Below are 19,834 nucleotides of genomic sequence, written 5' to 3' on the forward strand. Positions count from 1 at the left end.
GAACCATCCGGCAAGGTGGGAAGCGGGTCTTTGGATTGCTGGCGCGGTTTTGACAATTTTGCCGATGTTTGTAGGCAATTGGGCCTATTTCCTTTGGCCGCTTGGCTGGCTTTGCATACCGGGGCTATTGTTCGCCTCAAAAGAGAAGAAGCGCGTGGCGGAAATCCACACTGACCGTACCGCAGGCGCTCTTAAAACGAAAACGCTCATATCCGTTGGGCAGCAGGAAACGAAAAAATGAAATTCACACTCTCTTGGCTCAAAGAGCACCTTGATACCACGGCTTCCGTGGATGAGATCACCTATGCCCTGACCGACCTTGGTCTGGAGGTGGAAGGCGTCGAGGATCGCGGCGCGCGCTTGCGTGACTTTACCTTGGGTTTTGTGAAATCCGCTGAAAAGCACCCTGATGCAGATCGTCTGCGTGTGTGTCAGGTTGAGACGGATGAGGGCCTGCAACAGATCATCTGTGGCGCGCCGAATGCGCGTGAAGGCATCACCGTTGTGATCGCCAAGCCCGGCGTTTACGTCCCCGGCATTGATACCACCATCGGCGTTGGCAAAATCCGCGGCATCGAAAGCTTTGGCATGATGGCCTCCGAGCGCGAGCTGGAGCTGTCTGAAGAGCATGACGGCATTATCGAGCTGCCATCGGGCAATGTTGGCGATAGCTTTGTTGATTGGCTGGCCGAGAATGATCCCTCCAAGGTTGATCCGGTAATCGAAATTGCCATCACGCCAAACCGCCCCGATGCGCTGGGTGTGCGTGGTATTGCACGTGATCTGGCTGCGCGTGGTTTGGGGACGCTCAAGGCGCGTGATGTTGACCCAGTTGAAGGGACCTTCCCGTGCCCTGTCACCGTCACCATCGACGAAGACACGCTGGACCAATGCCCAGTTTTCTATGGCCGCGTTATTCGCGGTGTGAAAAACGGCCCATCGCCTGCATGGCTACAGGATGCGCTGCGCGCCATTGGCCTGCGCCCGATCAGCTTTTTGGTCGATGTGACCAACTTTTTCACCTACGACCGCAACCGCCCGTTGCACGTGTTTGATGCGGACAAAATTGCAGGCAACATGCTGCGCGTTCACCGCGCCAAGGGTGGTGAGACCTTGGTGGGTCTGGATGAGAAAGAATATACATTCGCCGCTGATATGACGCTGATCTCGGACGCTGAAGGTGTTGAAAGCATCGGTGGCGTTATGGGTGGCTTGCCTTCTGGTGTGACCGAAGAAACCGTAAACGTGTTTCTCGAGGCGGCATATTTTGACACGGTGCGCACTGCCTATACGGGCCGCGCGCTCAAGATTAACTCGGACGCGCGCTATCGTTTTGAACGCGGCATCGACCCTGAGTGGACGCCAAAAGGCATCGACCACGCCACACAGATGATCCTTGATCATGCGGGCGGTGAGGCCTCGGAAGTTGTGGTGGCAGGTAAGATTCCTGATACCTCCCGCGCCTATCGGTTGAACGCAAAGCGCGTGATTTCATTGGTTGGGATGGATATCCCCGAAGCAACACAGCGCCAATCGTTGACCGCGCTTGGGTTCCGTCTAGAGGGTGACATGGCCCATGTGCCCAGCTGGCGACCAGATGTTCAGGGTGAGGCTGACCTTGTCGAAGAGGTTGCGCGGATTGCCTCCCTGACCAAACTCGAAGGTGTGCCATTGCCGCGTCTGACGACGGGCGTGCCGCGCCCGATCATGTCGCCCACACAGCGCCGCGAAGTTGCAGCACGCAGAACGGCGGCGGCACTAGGGTACCACGAATGTGTGACCTATAGCTTTATCGACCAACCGTCTGCTGCGCTGTTCGGTGGCGGCACAGATGAGACGCGTCTAGAAAACCCGATCAGCAATGACATGAGCCATATGCGCCCTGCCTTGTTGCCGGGCTTGCTTCAGGCAGCTGCGCGCAATCAGGCACGTGGTTTCGCTGATATGGCGCTGTTCGAAGTTGGCCCTGCTTTCCACGGCGGCGAACCGGGTGAGCAGCACATGCTGGTGTCTGGCCTATTGGTTGGCCGCACAGGTCCAAAAGACGTGTTAGGCGCTGCGCGTGATGTCGATGTGTTCGACGTAAAAGCGGACGCCGAGGCGATCTTGGCCGCTATCGGCGCGCCCGCCAAAGTGCAAATCCTGCGCGGCGCCGCTGATTGGTGGCACCCTGGCCGTCATGGCAAAATCTGCCTTGGTCCGAAAAAGGTTCTGGGTATCTTTGGTGAAGTACATCCAAAAGTTCTCACCGAAATGGGCGTGAAAGGGCCAGCGATGGCCTTTACCATCTGGCCAGGTGAAGTGCCGCTAAAGCGCAAATCAGGCGCGACGCGTCCAGCGTTGAAGGTTAGCGATTTGCAGGCGGTTGAACGTGACTTTGCCTTTGTTGTGGATGCCGATGTTGAGGCGCTGACACTGGTCAATGCCGCGATGGGTGCAGATAAGGCGCTGATCCAAGATGTACGTGTGTTCGATGAATTCATCGGGGGCAGTCTGGGTGAGGGCAAAAAATCACTCGCACTGACGGTGCGTTTGCAGCCGACTGACAAAACGCTGAAAGATGCGGATATCGAAGCGGTAGGGGCCAAGGTGATCGAGAAAATCACCAAGGCGACCGGCGGCGTTCTGCGCGGATAAGATAAAGGACAAGAAAATGCTAAAGGTCTATCTCTCTGGTGAAATCCACACCGACTGGCGTGAGCAAATCACAACCGGTGCGCAGGGGCTAGATGTCGCGTTTTCTGCTCCTGTTACAAACCACGCTGCAAGCGATGATTGCGGCGTGGCGATTTTGGGGGCAGAAGCCGATAAGTTCTGGCATGACCGCAAGGGCGCCCAAATTAATGCGATCCGAACCCGTAAGGGCATCGAAGATGCAGACGTCGTTGTTGTCCGTTTTGGTGAGCAATACAAACAATGGAACGCAGCCTTTGATGCGGGGTATGCTGCGGCACTGGGTAAGTCGCTGATTATCCTTCATGGCCCCGACCATGCCCATGCCTTGAAGGAAGTTGATGCTGCGGCTTTGGCAGTCGCATCAGAGCCGTCTCAGGTCGTGGAAATTTTGCGGTATGTTTTGACGTCAGAACTACCCTAAAGTTTTGCGTCGCTAGGCCGATATCAAAACCTCATTGGCTAACCTATTGATTTTGAATATCTTGTGCCTTTGGCGGAAATAGGTGTCTTTTCCCCTTAGATTTACGCTGATCTAGGAAAGCCTTTGTGTTAGTGTTTGCCCAACGGCGTGACGGGTGGGAAAGCCGTGTGCCGGCAACACAACAAGGGACAAACTAATGATTAAAGAATTCAAAGATTTCATCGCCAAGGGCAACGTCATGGACATGGCCGTTGGTATCATCATCGGTGCAGCGTTCACCGCGATTGTAGGCAGCTTGGTCGAAGATATGATCAACCCGCTGATTGGCATCTTTATGGGCGGCGTAGACTTCTCTGGCTTGTCAGCATCCGTTGGCGAAGCGACATTCACCTATGGTAACTTCATCATGGCGATCATTAACTTCTTGATCATCGCATTTGTGGTCTTCATGTTGGTGCGTTCGTTGAACAAACTGAAGAAAGCTGAAGAAGAAGCACCAGCAGCGCCAGCGGGCCCAACGCAAGAAGAGCTGCTTGCAGATATCTTGGCTGCTTTGAAGAAGTAATCGTCCGACAAATTGGATGAGTGAGGCCCGCCAGATTTGGCGGGCCTTTTTCGTTTAGGCCTTCAGCGCGAGTTGAGGCGACAAGACATCAATGCCCAACGCCTTTCCGACGGCGAAATAGGTGAGCTGACCTGCATGAACATTCAGCCCTGCAAGGAGGTGCTCATCATCGGCGCAGGCCTGTTTCCACCCCTTGTCAGCTAGTGCTAACATGAATGGCATGGTCGCATTGCCCAAAGCGATTGTAGATGTCCGCGCCACGGCACCTGGCATATTGGCAACGCAGTAGTGCATGATCCCGTCTACATTGTAAATCGGGTCTTGGTGTGTGGTTGCACGTGAGGTTTCAAAACAACCGCCTTGGTCGATTGCTACATCGACAATTGCCGCACCTGGTTTCAATTCGGACAGCTGTTCACGGCTGATCAATTTTGGGGCGGCAGCACCAGGGATCAGGACGGCACCGATGATCAGGTCTGCTTCGCGGGCCAGCTCAATCGTGTTGCCCGCTGAGGCAAAGCTGGTTTTGAACTCACGGCCAAAGACGTCATCAAGGTAGCGCATCCGCGACAGAGAACGGTCCAGCACGGTGACGTCTGCGCCCATACCCGATGCAACGCGCGCGGCATGTGTTCCTACAACACCGCCACCGATGACAACGACTTTTGCAGGCCCAACACCCGGCACGCCACCCATCAAAACACCACGGCCGCCGTTGGCTTTTTGCAATGTCCATGCGCCAACTTGTGGCGCGAGGCGCCCTGCAACCTCTGACATGGGCGCGAGCAGGGGCAGCCCACCCGCGCTGTCGGTGACGGTTTCATAAGCGATACAGGTTGCGCCAGATTCCATCAGGTCTTTGGTTTGCTCGGGATCAGGCGCGAGGTGTAGGTAGGTGAACAACAGCTGGCCTTCACGCAGCATTTTACGCTCGCCAGCTTGGGGTTCCTTGACCTTTACAATCATGTCCGCTGCGGCAAAAACCTCGGCCGCTGTACCCATGATCGTGGCACCAGCCGCGATATAGGCCGCATCGTCAAAGCCAGCTCCCGATCCAGCACTGGTTTCTATGATGACTTGGTGACCGTGTTTTACAGCTTCAAAAGCGGCGTTCGGTGTCATGCCGACACGAAACTCCTGTGGTTTGATCTCTTTTGGGCAACCGATTTTCATATTGTGTCTCCTCCTCCGATACCAAAAAGGATGCGCCTGAATTGTTGCATTTTTGATCGATTTTCTGTCGCATAATGTAGGGTTTTGGGGATAATATTGTGCAGAAATCGAAAACTACGCAAAGGTATCGCGTCAAATGCTGGATGCTATTGATGAAAAGCTATTGGTGGCTCTGCAGAAACGCGGACGGATGTCCAATGCAGAATTGTCAGAGCAGGTGAATCTTTCGCCCTCGGCCTGCCACCGACGTGTGCAGCGGTTGGAGGCTGAGGGCTATATCCGTGACTATGTCGCGCTATTGGACGCCAGAAAGGTTGGCGTCCCTACAACAGTGTTCGTCGAGATTACACTACAGGGACAAGCAGACGAGGTTTTAGAGGCGTTTGAAAAATCTGTTGCCAGAATCCCCGATGTGCTGGAATGCCACTTGATGGCGGGAACGGCAGATTATCTTTTGAAGGTCGTTGCTGAAGACACCGAAGATTTCGCCCGTATACATCGCCAATACCTAGCGCGGTTACCGGGGGTGGGGCAGATGCAGTCCAGTTTTGCGCTGAGGACAGTTTTCAAGACGACGGCTTTGCCAGTCTGATCTTCAAGAGTTTTGGTTAGCAAAGGGCGGGCTGAAGCGCCTTGATCTCATGTGGCCTGAGACACATTCGAACAGTCGGGTTTCTTCGATAGCTTCTGTTGGCGAGTTCAGGAAAGATTTCCAATACTTCTTGGCGCGTTTCACTTTCTAATGCAGCCAAAGCAACAGGGCCGGGATGAAAACTTTCGCTTAGGGCGCCGTTTGCATGGATGATCTGGTGTTGGTCGAACAGGACATGGACATAGGTAACGGTTTTGGGCCGCACTTTGCTGACGCCTTTCATCATCGTCAGGTATTTAGCAGCGATCAGTACCTCAGATGCGCCAAACATCATTTCCGCTTTGGAGGCGCGTATCAACATGCGGTGGTTGGGAGAGACGAGCAGCTTTTCCTCATTGCCGATCGAACCTGCAAAAAAACAGATCGGAGCGGATTTTTGGGAAACAAGAACCGTTTTGCAGCCGACCCAGCGCACGGGTTGGTAGCCGCAATCCAATGTTAAAACACGATCGCCTATTTCAAGGTTCTCGATGCAGATTTCCCCAAACAGGGTTTTGATTTTTGTACCAGTTGTAAAGCAAGGCACCACCTCGGCATCTACGTTCCCCGTATCGCCAAGGCGGGTGTAGGTTTCACCCACAACCAAAGGAATAGATGCGCCAGGCAAACTATAGAGAGCGGTCGAAATCTGCCAAGTACCAGCTACCTTTGGAATCAGATAGTCATCGGTCCCCGATCCAGATTCGATCCCCCTAGAACCGCCAAAATAGAAGGTATCACCAATATTCCATCCAGAAGGTGCACCAGCACTGAGCGATTGAATGACCGCAGCTGCACCAGTCTCTGTTGCGCCACCGCCAAAGATTTGGTCATCGCCAACCCCCAAATTATCATCGGAATCAAATACCGTCACAGTGAAGCTTCCGGTCACCGTAAACGTGCTGTTCCCGCTGCCTGAAATCGTGAACATTGTATAAGTGTATGTACCACTTGGCATGTCAGTTCCTAGCAACCTAATTTTGACCAAGCGGCGCGCAAATTAAACGCCAGCGATGATCTTAGGGTGCTGGAATAGTCGAAATACGCTTAGATAAGATGAATCGTGGGCAAGGCGCACCGCAGCCATCCGTTCGGCGGCGCGAATAGCGAATAAAAAACCCCGCAGCGCTGACGCTGCGGGGTAATTATCTCAAAGCTTGGAAGGGTTGATTTACATCATACCTTCGCGCTGTGCTTTCTTACGTGCCAGTTTACGGGCACGGCGGATCGCTTCGGCTTTCTCGCGTGCTTTTTTCTCGGAAGGTTTCTCGAAATGCTGCTTAAGCTTCATTTCACGAAACACACCCTCGCGCTGAAGTTTTTTCTTCAGGGCGCGCAGCGCTTGATCGACGTTATTATCGCGAACACTAACCTGCATGTGGTTTTCACCACCTTTCTAGTTTGAAGTTGCAAGGATTTGCAGGAATTGGCCCTATAGCAAAGCTGTGCTAAGTTGTCCAGTGTTTCGACCTTAGGAGAGTCACCGTGACAGAACCCCAAAGCGCACCAAAAGATCTTTTGCTTCAAGCTGCGTTGGCGCATGTGCCTTTCGATGGCTGGTCGGCCGAGACTTTCGCGGCTGCAATAAGCGATTCGGGAGTGGAGAAAACGGTCGCGCAAAGCGTCTGTCCGCGTGGTGCTGTTGATCTGGCGATTCTGTATCACGAACAGGGCGATGCGCAGATGCTGGCGAAACTGGCCGAGGCGGATCTGGAAGGGATGAAGTTTCGCGAACGTGTGGCAGCCGCCGTTCAATTCCGTTTGGAAGCGATAGACGACAAAGAGCTCGTGCGTCGGGGGACTACATTGTTTGCACTGCCGATGTACGCGGCAGATGGCGCCAAGGCGATCTGGGGGACTGCGGATGCGATTTGGAATGCGTTGGGTGATACCTCGGATGATGTGAATTGGTATTCCAAACGCGCAACGCTTAGCGGTGTTTATTCCGCTACGATTCTGTATTGGCTTGGGGATGACAGCGACGGGCACGCTGACACATGGGCGTTTTTGGATCGCCGGATTGAAAACGTCATGCAGATTGAAAAGCTGAAGGCCCAAGTAAAGGACAGCCCGTTGCTGAGCAAACTCGTTGCTGGCCCAACATGGTTGATGAGCCACGTAAAAGCACCTCAACGTGCGCCGCAATCGGGTCTGCCAGGGCGCTGGGACCGCTCCTGAGGTTTCACCTGTTCGAGTGAGCGTCAGCCTGTTAGATCGTGTTTGATTTTCCGCAACAGGGTCTGCCCCATGTCTAAACCGCTCACCCTTATTGAATTGGATTCCGTTGATCTTGAGATTGATGGCAAGCAGCTGTTGCGCGGCGTGTCCTTGCAATCTGATGCGCAACGCATTGCAGTTATGGGGCGCAATGGTTCTGGCAAAACAACGCTGGCACGTGTGATGGCGGGGTTGCAGGTTCCAAACGGCGGAGCGGTGCGGATTGCGGGTGTGGATGTGGCGCGCGACAGGCGTGGCGCACTGGGGGCCGTTGGCATCCTGTTTCAAAACCCAGACCATCAGATCATTTTCCCAACCGTGGGCGAAGAGCTGGCCTTTGGTCTTAAACAGATGGGTTTGGGTAAGGCCGAGGTCGCAGATCGGGTTTCGCAGACGCTTGAGGGTTTCGGCAAAGCCTCATGGCTTGATGCAGCGATCCACCAACTGTCACAAGGTCAAAAGCAGCTGGTCTGCTTGATGGCGATCCTTGCAATGGGCCCCAAGGTCATCATTCTGGATGAACCGTTTGCAGGGCTGGATATTCCCACCTCGATGCATCTGGAGCGCGCACTATCCAAGCTAGAGACAGCTTTGGTTCATATCACCCATGATCCACAGACTATTCTGTCTTATGACCATGCGATCTGGATCGAAGCTGGAAAAGTCGAAATGCAAGGCTCGGCTGGCGAGGTGGCAAGCGCCTTTGAAATGGCTATGCGGAAACTGGGAGAACGTGATGATTTCGCTGACCTCTCCGGTTAAAACCCGCGCCCACGGCTGGCCAGCAGGGGCCAAATTGCTCGGGTTGTGTGTAGCATCAGTTGGGTTGTTTTCTGCGCCCTACCTCTGGGTGCAAATGGCAGCGGCCGCGACGACCCTGCTTCTCTATAGTCTACCGGGGCAGGTTTTTTTGCGTTTTGGGCTGCGCCGCCTTCTTCCGCTTTGGCCTTTTGTGGTGCTGGTCCTTGTTTGGCATGTGGCTACCTCAGCCGCCTATCTTGGCGCCGTCATTACCTTGCGGATGTTGACCGCTGTGGCATTGGCAAACCTCGTGACGATGACCACCAGCCTTGAGGCGATGATGGATGTATTCAGGCGAATACTTCGCCCTTTTTCCCGCATGGGCCTGAATTTTCGTGCGATTGAGCTTGCAGCCGCGATGGTGATCCGCTTTACCCCCGTCCTAGCCGAAAAAGGCGCTGCACTTACCCTCGCTTGGCGGGCGCGTGCGCGGCGCCGTGCTGGCTGGAGAGTAATTGTGCCGTTCATGGTGCTGGCGTTAGATGACGCTGACCATGTGGCGGACGCCCTGCGCGCGCGTGGGGGTTTTGATACGGATAAGGAACGACACTAATGGAACGTACTGTAACGCTGGTTGCCCTGTTTGCGGCATTGATTGCAGCGCTGGGTTTGATCCCGCAACTTACCCTGGCCTTTGGTGTGCCGATCACTGCGCAGAGCCTTGGCATCATGCTATGCGGCACGGTTTTGGGTTCACGGCGCGGGTTCCTTGCAGCCCTACTATTTGTTGCCTTGGTTGCTGTTGGCCTGCCTTTGTTGTCCGGTGGCCGCGGTGGGTTGGGTCTGTTTACATCACCAACTGCAGGTTTCCTGATTGGTTTCCCAATCGCCGCATTCGCGACGGGCTATGTGATGGAGCGCCTCAGCACGCTGAACGTTGGTGTTGCTGCGGGTATCGCGGCGGTCATCGGCGGGGTGGTTGTGCTTTATGTCTTTGGCATCGCAGGTCTGGCGATTGTCTTGGATAAAACCGCTCCAGAGGCGGCCTTGTTGGTCAAGATCTTTATTCCTGGTGACTTGATCAAGGCGGTTCTTGCGGGTCTTATCACTGCCGCGCTGTATCGTGCGCGCCCAAACAGCGTGCTTTCACGCGCCTAAAAACACGGCTGTCGCGATGCCGCCCGCAGCGGCAATCGCGGCAAGCCCCTTTCCGCCGGTTTGCTTTAGCTCATGAAATAGCCGGACAGCATTGATTGCGCCTGACGCACCAATGGGATGCCCACGCGCCAATGCGCCCCCCCCGACATTCACGATCGACGGATCAATGTCCGCACTTTGAACACAGGCAATTGCCTGAACGGCAAAGGCCTCCATAATCTCTGCACGGTTGATGTCCTGAGGCTTTATCCCCGTTTGGGCCTGCACCGCTTTGATTGCAGCCAAAGGCGCAATACCGGGAAGCTCGGGGCGGTCGCCCTTTGACGCGCCCCCCCAAATGGCGATCCCTTGAAAATCCAGTTCTCGGCTGATGCGTTCAGATACAACGATGCAAAAGGCAGCTCCATCTGCAGCAACGGCGGTATTGGCTGCTGTGATATCCCCCGTAATCACCTTTGCTCGTTGGGCGAGTTTACCAGACATTCTGCGCGCAAAGGGGTCTTTGTCTTGATTCTTGATCGAAACAATTTCCTTGGGATGTGGGGGGGCGGCCAAGGCTTTCTCATGGCTGGAGATTGCCCAAGTGTCTTGGGCCTCTCTCGTGATCCCATAGAGTTTTCCCAAATCATCTGCCGCCTCTGACATGTCAGGGTCGCGGTCGGGCCAAGGCGTGAAGGGGGGCTGGTCATAGGGTTCATCTGGGCGACCATCGGGAAAGGTTTTCATGCGCGTCGGTCTGCGCGAATAGCTTTCGACACCGCCGGCGACAACAATGTCGGCAGCGCCGCTTTCGATCATCGCTTTGGCTAATAGCAACGCATCCAACCCGCCTGCACATTGGCGATCAATGCTGAGGCCAGCCACAGATTCTGGCAGGCCAGCGGCCAGCGCGATCAGCCGTGCTGGGTTGCCACCGCCGCCAATTGCGTTTGAAACGATCACCTCATCCACTTGGTCAGCTGTAATGCCCATTTCGGTGAGAGCAGCAGTAATCACTGGCGCTGCAAGCTGATCAAGGGTGAGAGCAGCAAATGCTCCGCCTCTTGGAACAACGGCACTGCGTTTTGCGGCTATGATCCGTGCGGTCATTCAAGGGCTCCGATCAGTGTTTCGATCTGCGGCAAGTCGGGTTTGCCAGAGGGCAGCAGGGGAAGCGAGGCAAGGAAAACCACTTGTCGCGGGACGATCAGATTTTCGGCTTTGCAGTAGTCGAATAGCCTGTCACGCAAGGCCGTATTTTCCGCACCTTCCATCACAGCGATCAAGTGATGACCGCGCAGCACATCTGGGCGTGGGATAACGGCACAGGTTGGCATTCCTGCGATATTGGCAAATTGGGTTTCCAACTCATCTGGGAAAACACTTTGGTCGGCGATTTTCACCATTCGGCTAACGCGCCCCCGCAAAAATAGATTGCCGTTTTCGTCTAATACGCCGCGCTCCCCCACGGTGATCCATCCGCCGTTTTCCATAGTGGTCGGGCTGTTGCCCCTTAGATACCCGTCAAACAAATAGGGGCTGCGCACCCAAATGGTACCTGTGCCATCAGGTTGCGGATCGCGTATTTCGATCTCTACGTCGGGGTAGGCACGGCCAACCGATCCAAAGGGCGTAGTGTGATCGCTCAAAGTGATAAAGCTACTCTCAGCCGCGCCGTAAAACACCAGCAGGTCGGCATCTGGGCAGATCGTGTTCACATGGTGGCGCACGGCATCGCTTAACGTCCCGCCACCACATAAAATCAGACGTATATCGGGAAGCCTTGCACTCGAGGGGAGCAAACGAAGCTGTGTCGGCGTGGCGTATAAGATGCTGCAGTGATGGCGCAAAAGGTGCTCTGATTGCTGTAGTGCCGACAACTCGGATAGGGCGTGAACATCATGCCCCAAATGCAGCCCCTCCAGAACGCCATATAGCGCGAGGGAATGGCTAAGGCTGCCAAGCACAGCAATACTATCCTTGGCCGAGTATTTAAAAAGCTTGGCGTTAGCGTGAAAACTTTTGATCCACGACTCTTGCGTACGGGCGATCACCTTTGGTTGCCCAGAGGTGCCGCCAGTGAGCGTTGCGAATTGGGAAGAGCTTAGGGTGGACAGGTCTAGATTGGCAAAATCACTCAGGCAAAATCCGGTATCTGACCCCAATGTATCTGCCAGCCCCTGAAGCGCTAGAGAAACGGGTTGGGCGGCAATGGATGCTTGGGCAGTTCGTTTTTCGGGAATGAATGCGAGGTCCGTGAAAAACGCACGCGCATCGGGGTGCCATTTGAAACGCTGCGCGGACATGGGGTGATCCTTTTGAACGGTGTTGGGCTGCTTTATCAAACTCGGCTGGGGGTGGCTACAGGCTGTCATATGGGGGTGTACTCCCCTTGGGGCGGGTTTATGTTGCTGGCAAGAAATTGAATTAAAGGAGCAAGCGATGTCTCAGATGATGCGTGCCGTTGAAATCACCCAAGCGGGTGGTCCTGATGTGCTGAAAGTAACCGAGCGCCCGATGCCAGAGGCGGGTCACGGTGATGTGGTGATCAAGGTTGCTTGGGCTGGGGTGAACCGTCCTGATGCGTTGCAGCGGGCAGGGGCCTATGCGCCGCCGCCAACCGCCAGCGATTTGCCCGGGCTAGAGGCCTCCGGCGAAGTGGTTGCCATTGGTGATGGTGTTTCAGGGCTGGCCTTGGGCGACAAGGTCTGCGCCCTTTTGCCTGGTGGTGGCTATGCTGAATATGTCGCCACTCCAGCTGCCCATTGCCTGCCTGTCCCAACAGGTCTGAGCCTGAAGGAAGCGGCGTGCCTTCCCGAAACATTCTTTACCGTATGGTCTAATGTCTTCATGCGCGGTGGCCTGAAAGCAGGTGAAAAGATTTTGATCCATGGGGGTTCATCTGGCATTGGGACAACAGCAATCCAGCTGGCGAATGCCTTTGGTGCGCGCGTTTTTGTGACGGCTGGCAGCGCGGATAAATGCGCGGCTTGCGTCAAGCTGGGTGCGGAACGTGCCATCAACTATCGCGAAGAGGATTTCGTCGAGGTGATGAAAGCCGAAGGCGGCGCCGATCTGATTTTGGACATGGTTGGCGGTGATTATATCGCCCGTAACCTCAAATCGCTGGACTTGGATGGGCGGTTGGTGCAAATCGCGTTCTTGGGCGGGCCAAAGGCCGAGATTAATTTCGCCCCGCTTATGGCGCGCAGGCTGACAATGACGGGCTCCACATTGCGCCCTCAGTCTGATTTGGCCAAGGCGCGGATCGCAACCGAGTTGCGCGAGGCAGTCTGGCCTTTGTTAGACGCAGGCAGCGTCGCACCCGTGATGGATAGCGAGTTTGCGTTTGAGGACGCCGCCGCCGCGCATACGCGGATGGAAGGCAGCGGCCACATCGGCAAGATCGTTCTAAAAGTTAGCGGTTAAGCAATAACTTTACAGGGCAGCAGTACCGTCGCCCTGTAAGCCACCCCGCTATCGCAGCGGCGTAAATACCGCATCCTTTAAAGTGCAATCTTTGATCACGTCACGCCCGCATGGAACAGGCTCCAGATCCCGAGACATGCAGATACGGGCCTCTTGGATGTACCCTTGGCGGCAGGTGATTGTGATGCTGTCGCGGGTGAGGTTTGGATTGTCTTTGATAAAGGCATCTTCGACGACCGAGGCGGGCAGCTTCACCGTGCGATCCAGCTTGCGAAAAATCGCAGGGCGGGTGATTGCGCCATAGGCGCGCCGCGACAGATCGTAATAATCCGACGCGCTCAGATCTGTGCAGCTGCCGTGTTTGTTCCACTGGTGCCAAGCAAGGCCACCTGTTCCCATGATATCGGCCATATCTGCTGTCATCCCGCGGGATGGTGGGCGTTTGGCGGTTTGGCAATACGATGGGTAGCCCTGATGAAACTGTGGCCAAAGCCCGTGCAGAATCCATCCGTGGTCTTCAGAATCATCACACTGTGGCGAGTTGCGCGTGTCGCCCTCTAGTGCGCACCAATTCGCCGACCAGCTCAGCGCGACAACGTAATAATCGAACTCTCCGGCGCGTTCGCCTTTGGCAAAAGCAGGGAGGGCTGCCAATGACAGCAAGCAGATCAGAAAAAAGCGGCGCATCTGGGGTCTTTCCTTATGGGTGGTCTTTATCTATATAAGCCACAAGTTCCCCCAAATTGGAAACGGTTCCGGCCTCCGGGACAGCCTCTTTCAGGCGACGGGGAAGGTCCGTTTAAAGGAGATAGACATGGGCAAACCTATTATGGCGAAAGCCACCGCTGTTTGGCTGGTGGATAACACAACAATCAGCTTTAAGCAGATCGCGGATTTCGTCGGGATGCACGAGCTGGAAGTGCAGGGCATTGCCGATGGCGATGTTGCGACTGGCGTGAAGGGTTTTGACCCGATCACAAACAACCAGCTGACGCAGGAAGAGATCGACAAAGCGCAGGCAAGCCCGTTGCACAAGCTGTCGCTCAAGTTCCTCGCCGCTGCTCAGGGCGAAGAAAAACGCCGCGGCCCACGCTATACGCCCCTGTCCAAACGTCAGGACCGTCCAGCGTCGATTTTGTGGTTGGTTAAATTCCACCCCGAACTGTCTGACGCACAGGTCAGCAAGCTGGTCGGCACGACCAAGCCGACCATTCAGGCGATCCGTGAACGCACGCACTGGAACATCTCAAACATTCAGCCAATCGACCCTGTTGCGCTGGGCCTGTGTAAACAGTCCGAGCTGGATGCGATGGTTCAAAAAGCCGCTGCCAAGAAAGCCGCCGAAGGTGGTGTTATGTCTGACGATGAACGCCGCAAGCTGGTGAGCACCGAGCAGAGCCTTGGTATGGATGCAGAGCCTAAAATCCCGTCTGCGATCGAAGGTCTCGAGACATTTTCCCTGTCTACGGATGTGGAAGAGGACGAAGACGCAGCGAAAACCGATGGTGATTTCGCGGATGCGGACAGCTTCTTTAACTTGCCTGATGGTGATGTGGACGAAGACGACACAAAGTAAGTCGCAGCATCAAATTTTCAAAGAAGGGCGTCTAGCGATAGGCGCCCTTTTTCGTTTTAGGCATAACCGTATTACAGCTGTTTGCGCGCGCGCATCGCGGCTGTGATTGTCCCGTCATCAAGGTAATCCAGCTCTCCGCCAATAGGCACACCTTGGGCGAGGGAGGTCAGCTGCACCTGCCCCTCTAGCTGGTCAGCGATGTAATGGGCTGTTGTCTGTCCATCAATGGTGGCGTTTAGCGCTAGGATCACTTCGCTCACCCCTTCGCTTTGAACGCGGTCCAAAAGGCGGGGGATGCGCAATTCTTGAGGGCCAATAGCGTCCAGCGCGGAAAGGGTGCCGCCCAAAACGTGATAGCGCCCTTTGAACACGCCCGACCGCTCCATCGCCCATAGGTCGGCAACATCTTCGACAACGCATAGCTCGCCATTGGCGCGCTTTTCGCTTTCGCAGATGTCGCAGATATCGGCGGTGCCCACATTGCCGCAGTTCAGACATTCGCGCGCCGTTGCCGCGACCTGCTGCATCTGATCCGCCAAAGGCGATAGCAGCAGCGCCCGTTTGCGGATCAGGTGCAAAACCGCGCGCCGCGCCGAGCGAGGACCAAGCCCGGGCAGCTTGGCCATCAGATCGATCAAAGCATCAATATCACGGGTCGAGTTCATGTTTCAGACCTGTGGTTTTGGGGGCTGACGCGCACGGTGTCTCTAGATCAGAATGGCAGTTTCATACCGGCAGGCAGGCCCATGCCTTCGGTTAGTTTCGCCATCTCGGATTGGGCGCGATCGCTGGCTTTGCCTTGTGCATCTTTGATCGCGGCAAGGATCAGATCCTCGACAACTTCCTTGTCATCACCGTTAAAGATCGACGGGTCGATATCCAGCGCCTTCAACTCACCCTTAGCGGTACAAGTTGCCTTAACCAGACCTGCGCCTGCTTCACCTTCAACCATGATGTTATGCATCTCTTCCTGCATCTCGGCCATTTTGCCCTGCATCTCTTGGGCTTTTTTCATCATGCCGGCCATATCGCCGAGACCGCCTAATCCTTTGAACATTGTGTTCTCCTGTATTCTATCTGGTAGGTATATGTTTGCTTTGCGTGCTGGGAACAAGGTCGCGTTAGCTATCCTCGAAGGGGTCCCATTCATCTTCGACTTCGGGCAGGGCCTCTTCTACGGCGGCGGCGGCGATGTCTTCGGCTGTTCGGATGGCCGTGATTTTTGCCTGTGGAAACTGCGCGACAACCGCTTGCATCAGCGGGTGGGATTTTGCCGCATCGCGTTGCGCGTTTTCCTTTGCGTCGCGGATGGACGCGATCGTCGGCGCGCCGCCAGAGTTCACAACCGTGACCGCCCAGCGGTTACCGGTCCACAATTGCAGCTTTGCTCCCAGCCGTTGCGCCAGATCACGGGGCGCAGTTTCGGTCGGCACAAATTCAATCCGCCCTGGCTGATAGGCGGCTAATTGCAGTGAGGTTTCGACCTCAACCAGCAGCTTCACATCGCGGTTGTGCCGGATCAGTTCAAGGACATGCTCAAAGCTGGGGTAATGGGCCAAAGCGGTGGCAGGATCACGCGCCAATGCGGTGGTCTGGCCTGCGCCATTTGGGGCGGATGTCATTTGCGGTTGTGCGGGCTGCATCGCTTGGCCACCACCACCTCCTCCACCGCCAGAGACTGGCATAGAAGGCGCGCCTGTTGCGGGGGATGGGGCGGGAACGGGGGTGTTTTGAAGGCTGCGAACCAATTCATCCGGTGAGGGCAGATCGGCAACATGGGTCAATCGGATGATCGCCATCTCGGCTGCCATCATGGCGTTGGGCGCGCTGCCGACTTCTTCTAGCGCTTTTAGCAACATCTGCCAAAGCCGTGTCAGGATGCGGATCGGCAGGGCATCGGCCATCATACGGCCGCGGTCCCGCTCTTCGGGAGAGATAGTGGGGTCTTCGGCCGCGTCAGGGGTGATTTTCACCACGCTGATCCAATGAGTGATCTCGGCCAGATCGCGCAGAACGGCCATCGGGTCGGCGCCCTCGGCGTATTGCGCACCGATTTCGGTAAGCGCCGCGGCGGCGTCGCCACGCAAAATCATGTCGAGCAGGTCTAGCACCCTTGCGCGGTCGGCGAGGCCCAGCATCGCACGAACCTGAAGCGCGGTTGTTTCACCCGCGCCATGGCTGATCGCCTGATCCAACAGAGATGTTGCATCGCGTGCGGAGCCTTCGGCAGCACGTGTGATAAGCGCAAGCGCGTCATCCGCGATCTCCGCGCTTTCGCCAGTGGCGATTTTGCGCAGCAGGGCAATCATCACCTCGGGTTCGATCCGGCGCAAATCAAATCGCTGGCAGCGGGATAGGACCGTCACAGGAACCTTGCGGATTTCAGTGGTCGCAAAGATGAATTTCACGTGCTCTGGCGGCTCTTCCAAGGTCTTCAAAAGCGCGTTGAACGCGCCAGTGGACAGCATGTGAACTTCATCGATGATGTATACTTTGTAGCGGGCCGAGGCCGCGCGATAGTGAACGCTGTCGATGATTTCGCGGATGTTGGCTACGCCGGTGTTGGATGCCGCATCCATCTCGATCACGTCAACATGGCGGCCTTCCATGATCGCCGTGCAATGTTCGCAAACACCGCAAGGTTCGGTTGTCGGGCCAGAGGTGCCATCGGCACCGATGCAATTCATCCCCTTGGCGATGATCCGCGCGGTGGTGGTTTTACCCGTTCCGCGAATACCCGTCATGATAAAGGCCTGCGCGATACGATCCGCCTCAAACGCATTCTTTAGGGTACGCACCATCGCCTCTTGTCCGACCAGATCGGCAAAAGTTTCAGGGCGGTATTTGCGGGCAAGCACGCGGTAGGCGGTAGCGTCTGACATGAACATCCTGACAGTGGGATTCGGGTATTCATCTAAGGTAGGGCTTGGGGGGCTTGGGGGCAACGGCCTGAGGTGATGCAGATGGGCTGAGAGCGCAATAATGTTGGAAGACCTTGGGCGATAAAGCCAACCAAAAGCTGTAATTCCCACTTCCTGCTGCTGAAGGGGCGCTATAGTTTGCGCAAGGTTCACGTTGCGCTCGGCGTTGAACATCGGCCAAGGTCTTGTGCTAAGGTCAGGCCAAACATGTAGCTAGGGGGATGTTATGCGGCTCAGAGGGATCAGGCGAAGTAGCAATGTCGAAGTGAGAGGCGGAAGCGGCTCGCGGCGTGCGGGTGGCAAAAGCAGCTTGGGCGTTGCAGGTGTTTTGGCCGTTCTGGCTATTGGCTATTTCACGGGCATTGATGTGTCCTCCTTGTTGCAGGGGGGGAACGTCCAACAGGGAACAACCACGTCAGCAGCTGCTGATGATGCTGCGACAGAATTCAGTGCGCAGGTACTAACAACAACCGAGGCTGTCTGGGGCAAAGTGTTCCGCGAACAGCTGAACCGCGAATATGTGCCGCCGCGTTTGGTCATCTTTAACGGCGTAACGCAAAGCCCCTGCGGCGACGCCAGCGGCGCAACGGGTCCGTTTTACTGTCCCGCTGACAATAAGGCGTATCTGGACACGCAATTCTTTACAGCACTGGATCGCCAAATGGGCGCAGGTGGCGATTTTGCCGCGGCCTATGTGATTGCCCATGAGGTTGCGCACCATGTCCAAAACCAGCTGGGCATCCTACCCAAAGTGAATGCCGCAAGGATGAAGGCTTCTAAAACAGAGGCGAACGCCCTTACTGTTCGGCTTGAACTGATGGCGGATTGCTTGTCAGGGATTTGGGCTCTCAATGTTCAGGGATTGATGGAGCGGGGCGATCTGGAAGAAGCGCTGAATGCGGCGCGCAAGATTGGCGATGATCACCTGCAACGTCAGGCCGGTCGGGTGCCGCAACCGCATACCTTTACCCACGGCACATCAGAACAGCGCGCCAGCTGGTTCGCCCGCGGCTATGACAGCGGCAGCGTCGGGCAATGCGATACGTTTGCGGCAGCGCGCCTTTAAGGGGCGTTTGCTGCCATCGCAAATTTTGGGGAATAGGTGAGAGATTGATAACGACCCAAGCGGGACTCGTTGTGGCTGCTGCCTTCCGGCTCTGACCAGGTTGGCGAGGCGCCTGCCCGCACCAACCTCTCACGAGGGGATATAGGCAATCTGGCGCCGCACTGCAAGGCCGCAGCTTTTGCTGTTACGTCATCTTGGGATTGGGTGCTTTATCTGGCCAAGGTTCTTCCGCTGCGCCTTGTGTTGCTTGCTTCTTGATGTAGTCATGTTGGTTCTGCCAATGGGCTAAAGTGTTAAAAGAGGTAAGCGATGAAAAATGCGGAACAGGTAACTTTCGGCGGTTCCGGATTGGATCGCGCTGGCGAGATTCGCTCGAACCCACAGGCGTTGGCAGAGGCCGCGGCACATCCAGATGCCCGTGCAATTGTGTTTTGGCGCGGCAAACCCCTGATCTCGCCCGAGCGACCAGCGGGCTTGATTCGTTTGGGCATGGATCATGCGATCCTGCAAGACGCAGCCGAAGCGCCGATCCTCTTGGGGCGCGAAGAAGGTGGCCCGACCTTTGCCGTGGATATATCCGCATGGGCGCCAAGTGACCTTGATGAATCCACCCTTGGTGGCTTCCTTGACCCCTCCGAGCAGCGCCACCCCGCATTGCCAGAATGGATGGTGTTTGCCGAGCTGCGGCGCATCATGACGTGGCTTTCTCCAAGAGATGCTGAACTTGCCGCTTCGGGAAAAGCTGTGTTCGAATGGCATAAAAGCCACAGGTTCTGTGCATGCTGTGGCGCTAAGTCGCAGCTCAGCCATGGGGGCTGGCAACGCAGTTGTCCGTCTTGTGGCGCATCCCACTTTCCCAGAACTGATCCGGTTGTGATTATGCTGATTACGCATGGAAACTCGGTCCTTGTTGGCCGCTCTCCGGGATGGCCGCAGGGGATGTATTCCTTGCTGGCTGGTTTCGTCGAACCAGGCGAGACCTTAGAGGCGGCCGTGCGTCGCGAAGTGTTTGAAGAAGCTGGCGTTCAGGTGGGTGAGGTTGGCTATTTAGCCAGCCAGCCATGGCCGTTTCCCGCATCTTTGATGTTTGGGTGCTGGGGGCATGCGACCAGCAAGGATATCACAATCGATCCTGTTGAAATCGAAGATGCCCGTTGGATCACACGCGAAGAGATGATGGCCATTTCAAACGGTCAGCACCCCGAAATTATGCCCGCCCGTAAAGGTGCGATTGCGCACTTTTTGATAGAACGCTGGCTGCAAGATACGCTCGATTAGGGT

21 protein-coding genes and 1 other RNA gene are annotated in these 19,834 nt (G+C 55.8%); 12 read left to right on the forward strand and 10 right to left on the reverse strand.

Annotated elements, in window-relative coordinates; all coding sequences use genetic code 11:
• The first annotated feature begins 237 nt into the window (after positions 1-237).
• The 3 genes from pheT to mscL all read left to right on the forward strand — a co-directional run bounded on the left by pheT (position 238) and on the right by mscL (position 3,662).
• Positions 238-2,637, forward strand: coding sequence for a phenylalanine--tRNA ligase subunit beta (gene pheT, locus Z948_RS0109420; protein ID WP_025059316.1), 2,400 nt, complete (start codon positions 238-240; stop codon positions 2,635-2,637).
• 16 nt (positions 2,638-2,653) lie between these two features.
• Complete coding sequence (locus Z948_RS0109425; protein WP_025059317.1) at positions 2,654-3,097, forward strand: YtoQ family protein; 444 nt, start codon at positions 2,654-2,656, stop codon at positions 3,095-3,097.
• A gap of 196 nt (positions 3,098-3,293) precedes the next feature.
• On the forward strand, positions 3,294-3,662 hold the full coding sequence (gene mscL / locus Z948_RS0109430) for a large-conductance mechanosensitive channel protein MscL (RefSeq protein ID WP_025059318.1): 369 nt from the start codon (positions 3,294-3,296) through the stop codon (positions 3,660-3,662).
• Positions 3,663-3,716: 54 nt separating this feature from the next.
• Here mscL and ald read toward each other — a convergent pair whose 3' ends face one another.
• Positions 3,717-4,835, reverse strand: a complete 1,119-nt coding sequence (gene ald, locus Z948_RS0109435; protein WP_025059319.1) for an alanine dehydrogenase — start codon at positions 4,833-4,835, stop codon at positions 3,717-3,719.
• Positions 4,836-4,971: 136 nt separating this feature from the next.
• Here ald and Z948_RS0109440 point away from each other — a divergent pair, with 136 nt between their 5' ends.
• Entirely contained in the window at positions 4,972-5,427 is a 456-nt protein-coding gene (locus tag Z948_RS0109440) for an Lrp/AsnC family transcriptional regulator (RefSeq protein WP_025059320.1), read from the forward strand.
• Positions 5,428-5,443: 16 nt separating this feature from the next.
• Here the strand turns inward: Z948_RS0109440 and Z948_RS17990 are convergent, their stop codons facing one another.
• Positions 5,444-6,397: a Hint domain-containing protein gene (locus Z948_RS17990; RefSeq protein WP_025059321.1), complete on the reverse strand. Its 954-nt coding sequence runs from the start codon at positions 6,395-6,397 to the stop codon at positions 5,444-5,446.
• Between the two features lie 240 nt (positions 6,398-6,637).
• Positions 6,638-6,844: a 30S ribosomal protein S21 gene (gene rpsU, locus Z948_RS0109450; RefSeq protein WP_007118112.1), complete on the reverse strand. Its 207-nt coding sequence runs from the start codon at positions 6,842-6,844 to the stop codon at positions 6,638-6,640.
• 107 nt (positions 6,845-6,951) lie between these two features.
• Between rpsU and Z948_RS0109455 the strand changes: the two genes are divergently transcribed.
• The 4 genes from Z948_RS0109455 to Z948_RS0109470 all read left to right on the forward strand — a co-directional run bounded on the left by Z948_RS0109455 (position 6,952) and on the right by Z948_RS0109470 (position 9,582).
• Positions 6,952-7,644: a COQ9 family protein gene (locus tag Z948_RS0109455; RefSeq protein WP_025059322.1), complete on the forward strand. Its 693-nt coding sequence runs from the start codon at positions 6,952-6,954 to the stop codon at positions 7,642-7,644.
• Positions 7,645-7,713: 69 nt separating this feature from the next.
• Positions 7,714-8,445, forward strand: a complete 732-nt coding sequence (locus Z948_RS0109460) for an energy-coupling factor ABC transporter ATP-binding protein (protein ID WP_025059323.1) — start codon at positions 7,714-7,716, stop codon at positions 8,443-8,445.
• Positions 8,420-9,037: an energy-coupling factor transporter transmembrane component T family protein gene (locus Z948_RS0109465; RefSeq protein ID WP_025059324.1), complete on the forward strand. Its 618-nt coding sequence runs from the start codon at positions 8,420-8,422 to the stop codon at positions 9,035-9,037. Before Z948_RS0109460 ends, Z948_RS0109465 begins: the two co-directional genes overlap by 26 nt.
• Complete coding sequence (locus tag Z948_RS0109470) at positions 9,037-9,582, forward strand: biotin transporter BioY (RefSeq protein WP_025059325.1); 546 nt, start codon at positions 9,037-9,039, stop codon at positions 9,580-9,582. The genes Z948_RS0109465 and Z948_RS0109470 overlap by 1 nt, the downstream gene beginning before the upstream one ends.
• Here Z948_RS0109470 and Z948_RS0109475 read toward each other — a convergent pair.
• Both Z948_RS0109475 and Z948_RS0109480 read right to left on the reverse strand, forming a co-directional pair.
• Complete coding sequence (locus Z948_RS0109475) at positions 9,571-10,671, reverse strand: thiolase family protein (RefSeq protein ID WP_025059326.1); 1,101 nt, start codon at positions 10,669-10,671, stop codon at positions 9,571-9,573. The two genes, Z948_RS0109470 and Z948_RS0109475, sit on opposite strands and share 12 nt — an antisense overlap.
• Positions 10,668-11,867, reverse strand: coding sequence for an AMP-binding protein (locus Z948_RS0109480; protein ID WP_025059327.1), 1,200 nt, complete (start codon positions 11,865-11,867; stop codon positions 10,668-10,670). The genes Z948_RS0109475 and Z948_RS0109480 overlap by 4 nt, the downstream gene beginning before the upstream one ends.
• A gap of 136 nt (positions 11,868-12,003) precedes the next feature.
• Between Z948_RS0109480 and Z948_RS0109485 the strand changes: the two genes are divergently transcribed.
• Complete coding sequence (locus tag Z948_RS0109485) at positions 12,004-12,990, forward strand: NAD(P)H-quinone oxidoreductase (RefSeq protein WP_025059328.1); 987 nt, start codon at positions 12,004-12,006, stop codon at positions 12,988-12,990.
• Positions 12,991-13,038: 48 nt separating this feature from the next.
• Here Z948_RS0109485 and Z948_RS0109490 read toward each other — a convergent pair whose 3' ends face one another.
• A complete protein-coding gene (locus tag Z948_RS0109490; RefSeq protein WP_025059329.1) occupies positions 13,039-13,677 on the reverse strand; it encodes a ribonuclease T2 family protein in 639 nt (212 codons plus the stop codon).
• Positions 13,678-13,804: 127 nt separating this feature from the next.
• Between Z948_RS0109490 and Z948_RS0109495 the strand changes: the two genes are divergently transcribed.
• On the forward strand, positions 13,805-14,566 hold the full coding sequence (locus tag Z948_RS0109495) for a DUF1013 domain-containing protein (protein ID WP_025059330.1): 762 nt from the start codon (positions 13,805-13,807) through the stop codon (positions 14,564-14,566).
• 71 nt (positions 14,567-14,637) lie between these two features.
• Here the strand turns inward: Z948_RS0109495 and recR are convergent, their stop codons facing one another.
• From recR to Z948_RS0109510, 3 genes are all read right to left on the reverse strand, one after another.
• Positions 14,638-15,231, reverse strand: a complete 594-nt coding sequence (gene recR, locus Z948_RS0109500; RefSeq protein ID WP_025059331.1) for a recombination mediator RecR — start codon at positions 15,229-15,231, stop codon at positions 14,638-14,640.
• Positions 15,232-15,278: 47 nt separating this feature from the next.
• Complete coding sequence (locus Z948_RS0109505) at positions 15,279-15,623, reverse strand: YbaB/EbfC family nucleoid-associated protein (protein WP_025059332.1); 345 nt, start codon at positions 15,621-15,623, stop codon at positions 15,279-15,281.
• A 64-nt stretch (positions 15,624-15,687) separates the two neighbouring features.
• Complete coding sequence (locus tag Z948_RS0109510) at positions 15,688-17,448, reverse strand: DNA polymerase III subunit gamma/tau (RefSeq protein ID WP_025059333.1); 1,761 nt, start codon at positions 17,446-17,448, stop codon at positions 15,688-15,690.
• Positions 17,449-17,713: 265 nt separating this feature from the next.
• Between Z948_RS0109510 and ypfJ the strand changes: the two genes are divergently transcribed.
• Positions 17,714-18,553: a KPN_02809 family neutral zinc metallopeptidase gene (ypfJ, locus tag Z948_RS0109515; RefSeq protein WP_025059334.1), complete on the forward strand. Its 840-nt coding sequence runs from the start codon at positions 17,714-17,716 to the stop codon at positions 18,551-18,553.
• Positions 18,554-18,587: 34 nt separating this feature from the next.
• Here ypfJ and ffs read toward each other — a convergent pair.
• An RNA gene (gene ffs / locus Z948_RS18740) (signal recognition particle sRNA small type) lies at positions 18,588-18,685 on the reverse strand.
• Between the two features lie 177 nt (positions 18,686-18,862).
• On the opposite strand from ffs, the gene nudC reads away from it, so the two are divergent.
• Complete coding sequence (gene nudC, locus Z948_RS0109525; protein ID WP_025059336.1) at positions 18,863-19,831, forward strand: NAD(+) diphosphatase; 969 nt, start codon at positions 18,863-18,865, stop codon at positions 19,829-19,831.
• Positions 19,832-19,834: the final 3 nt, after the last annotated feature.

It is taken from the genome of Sulfitobacter donghicola DSW-25 = KCTC 12864 = JCM 14565 (assembly GCF_000622405.1).
Classification (GTDB): Bacteria; Pseudomonadota; Alphaproteobacteria; order Rhodobacterales; family Rhodobacteraceae; genus Sulfitobacter; species Sulfitobacter donghicola.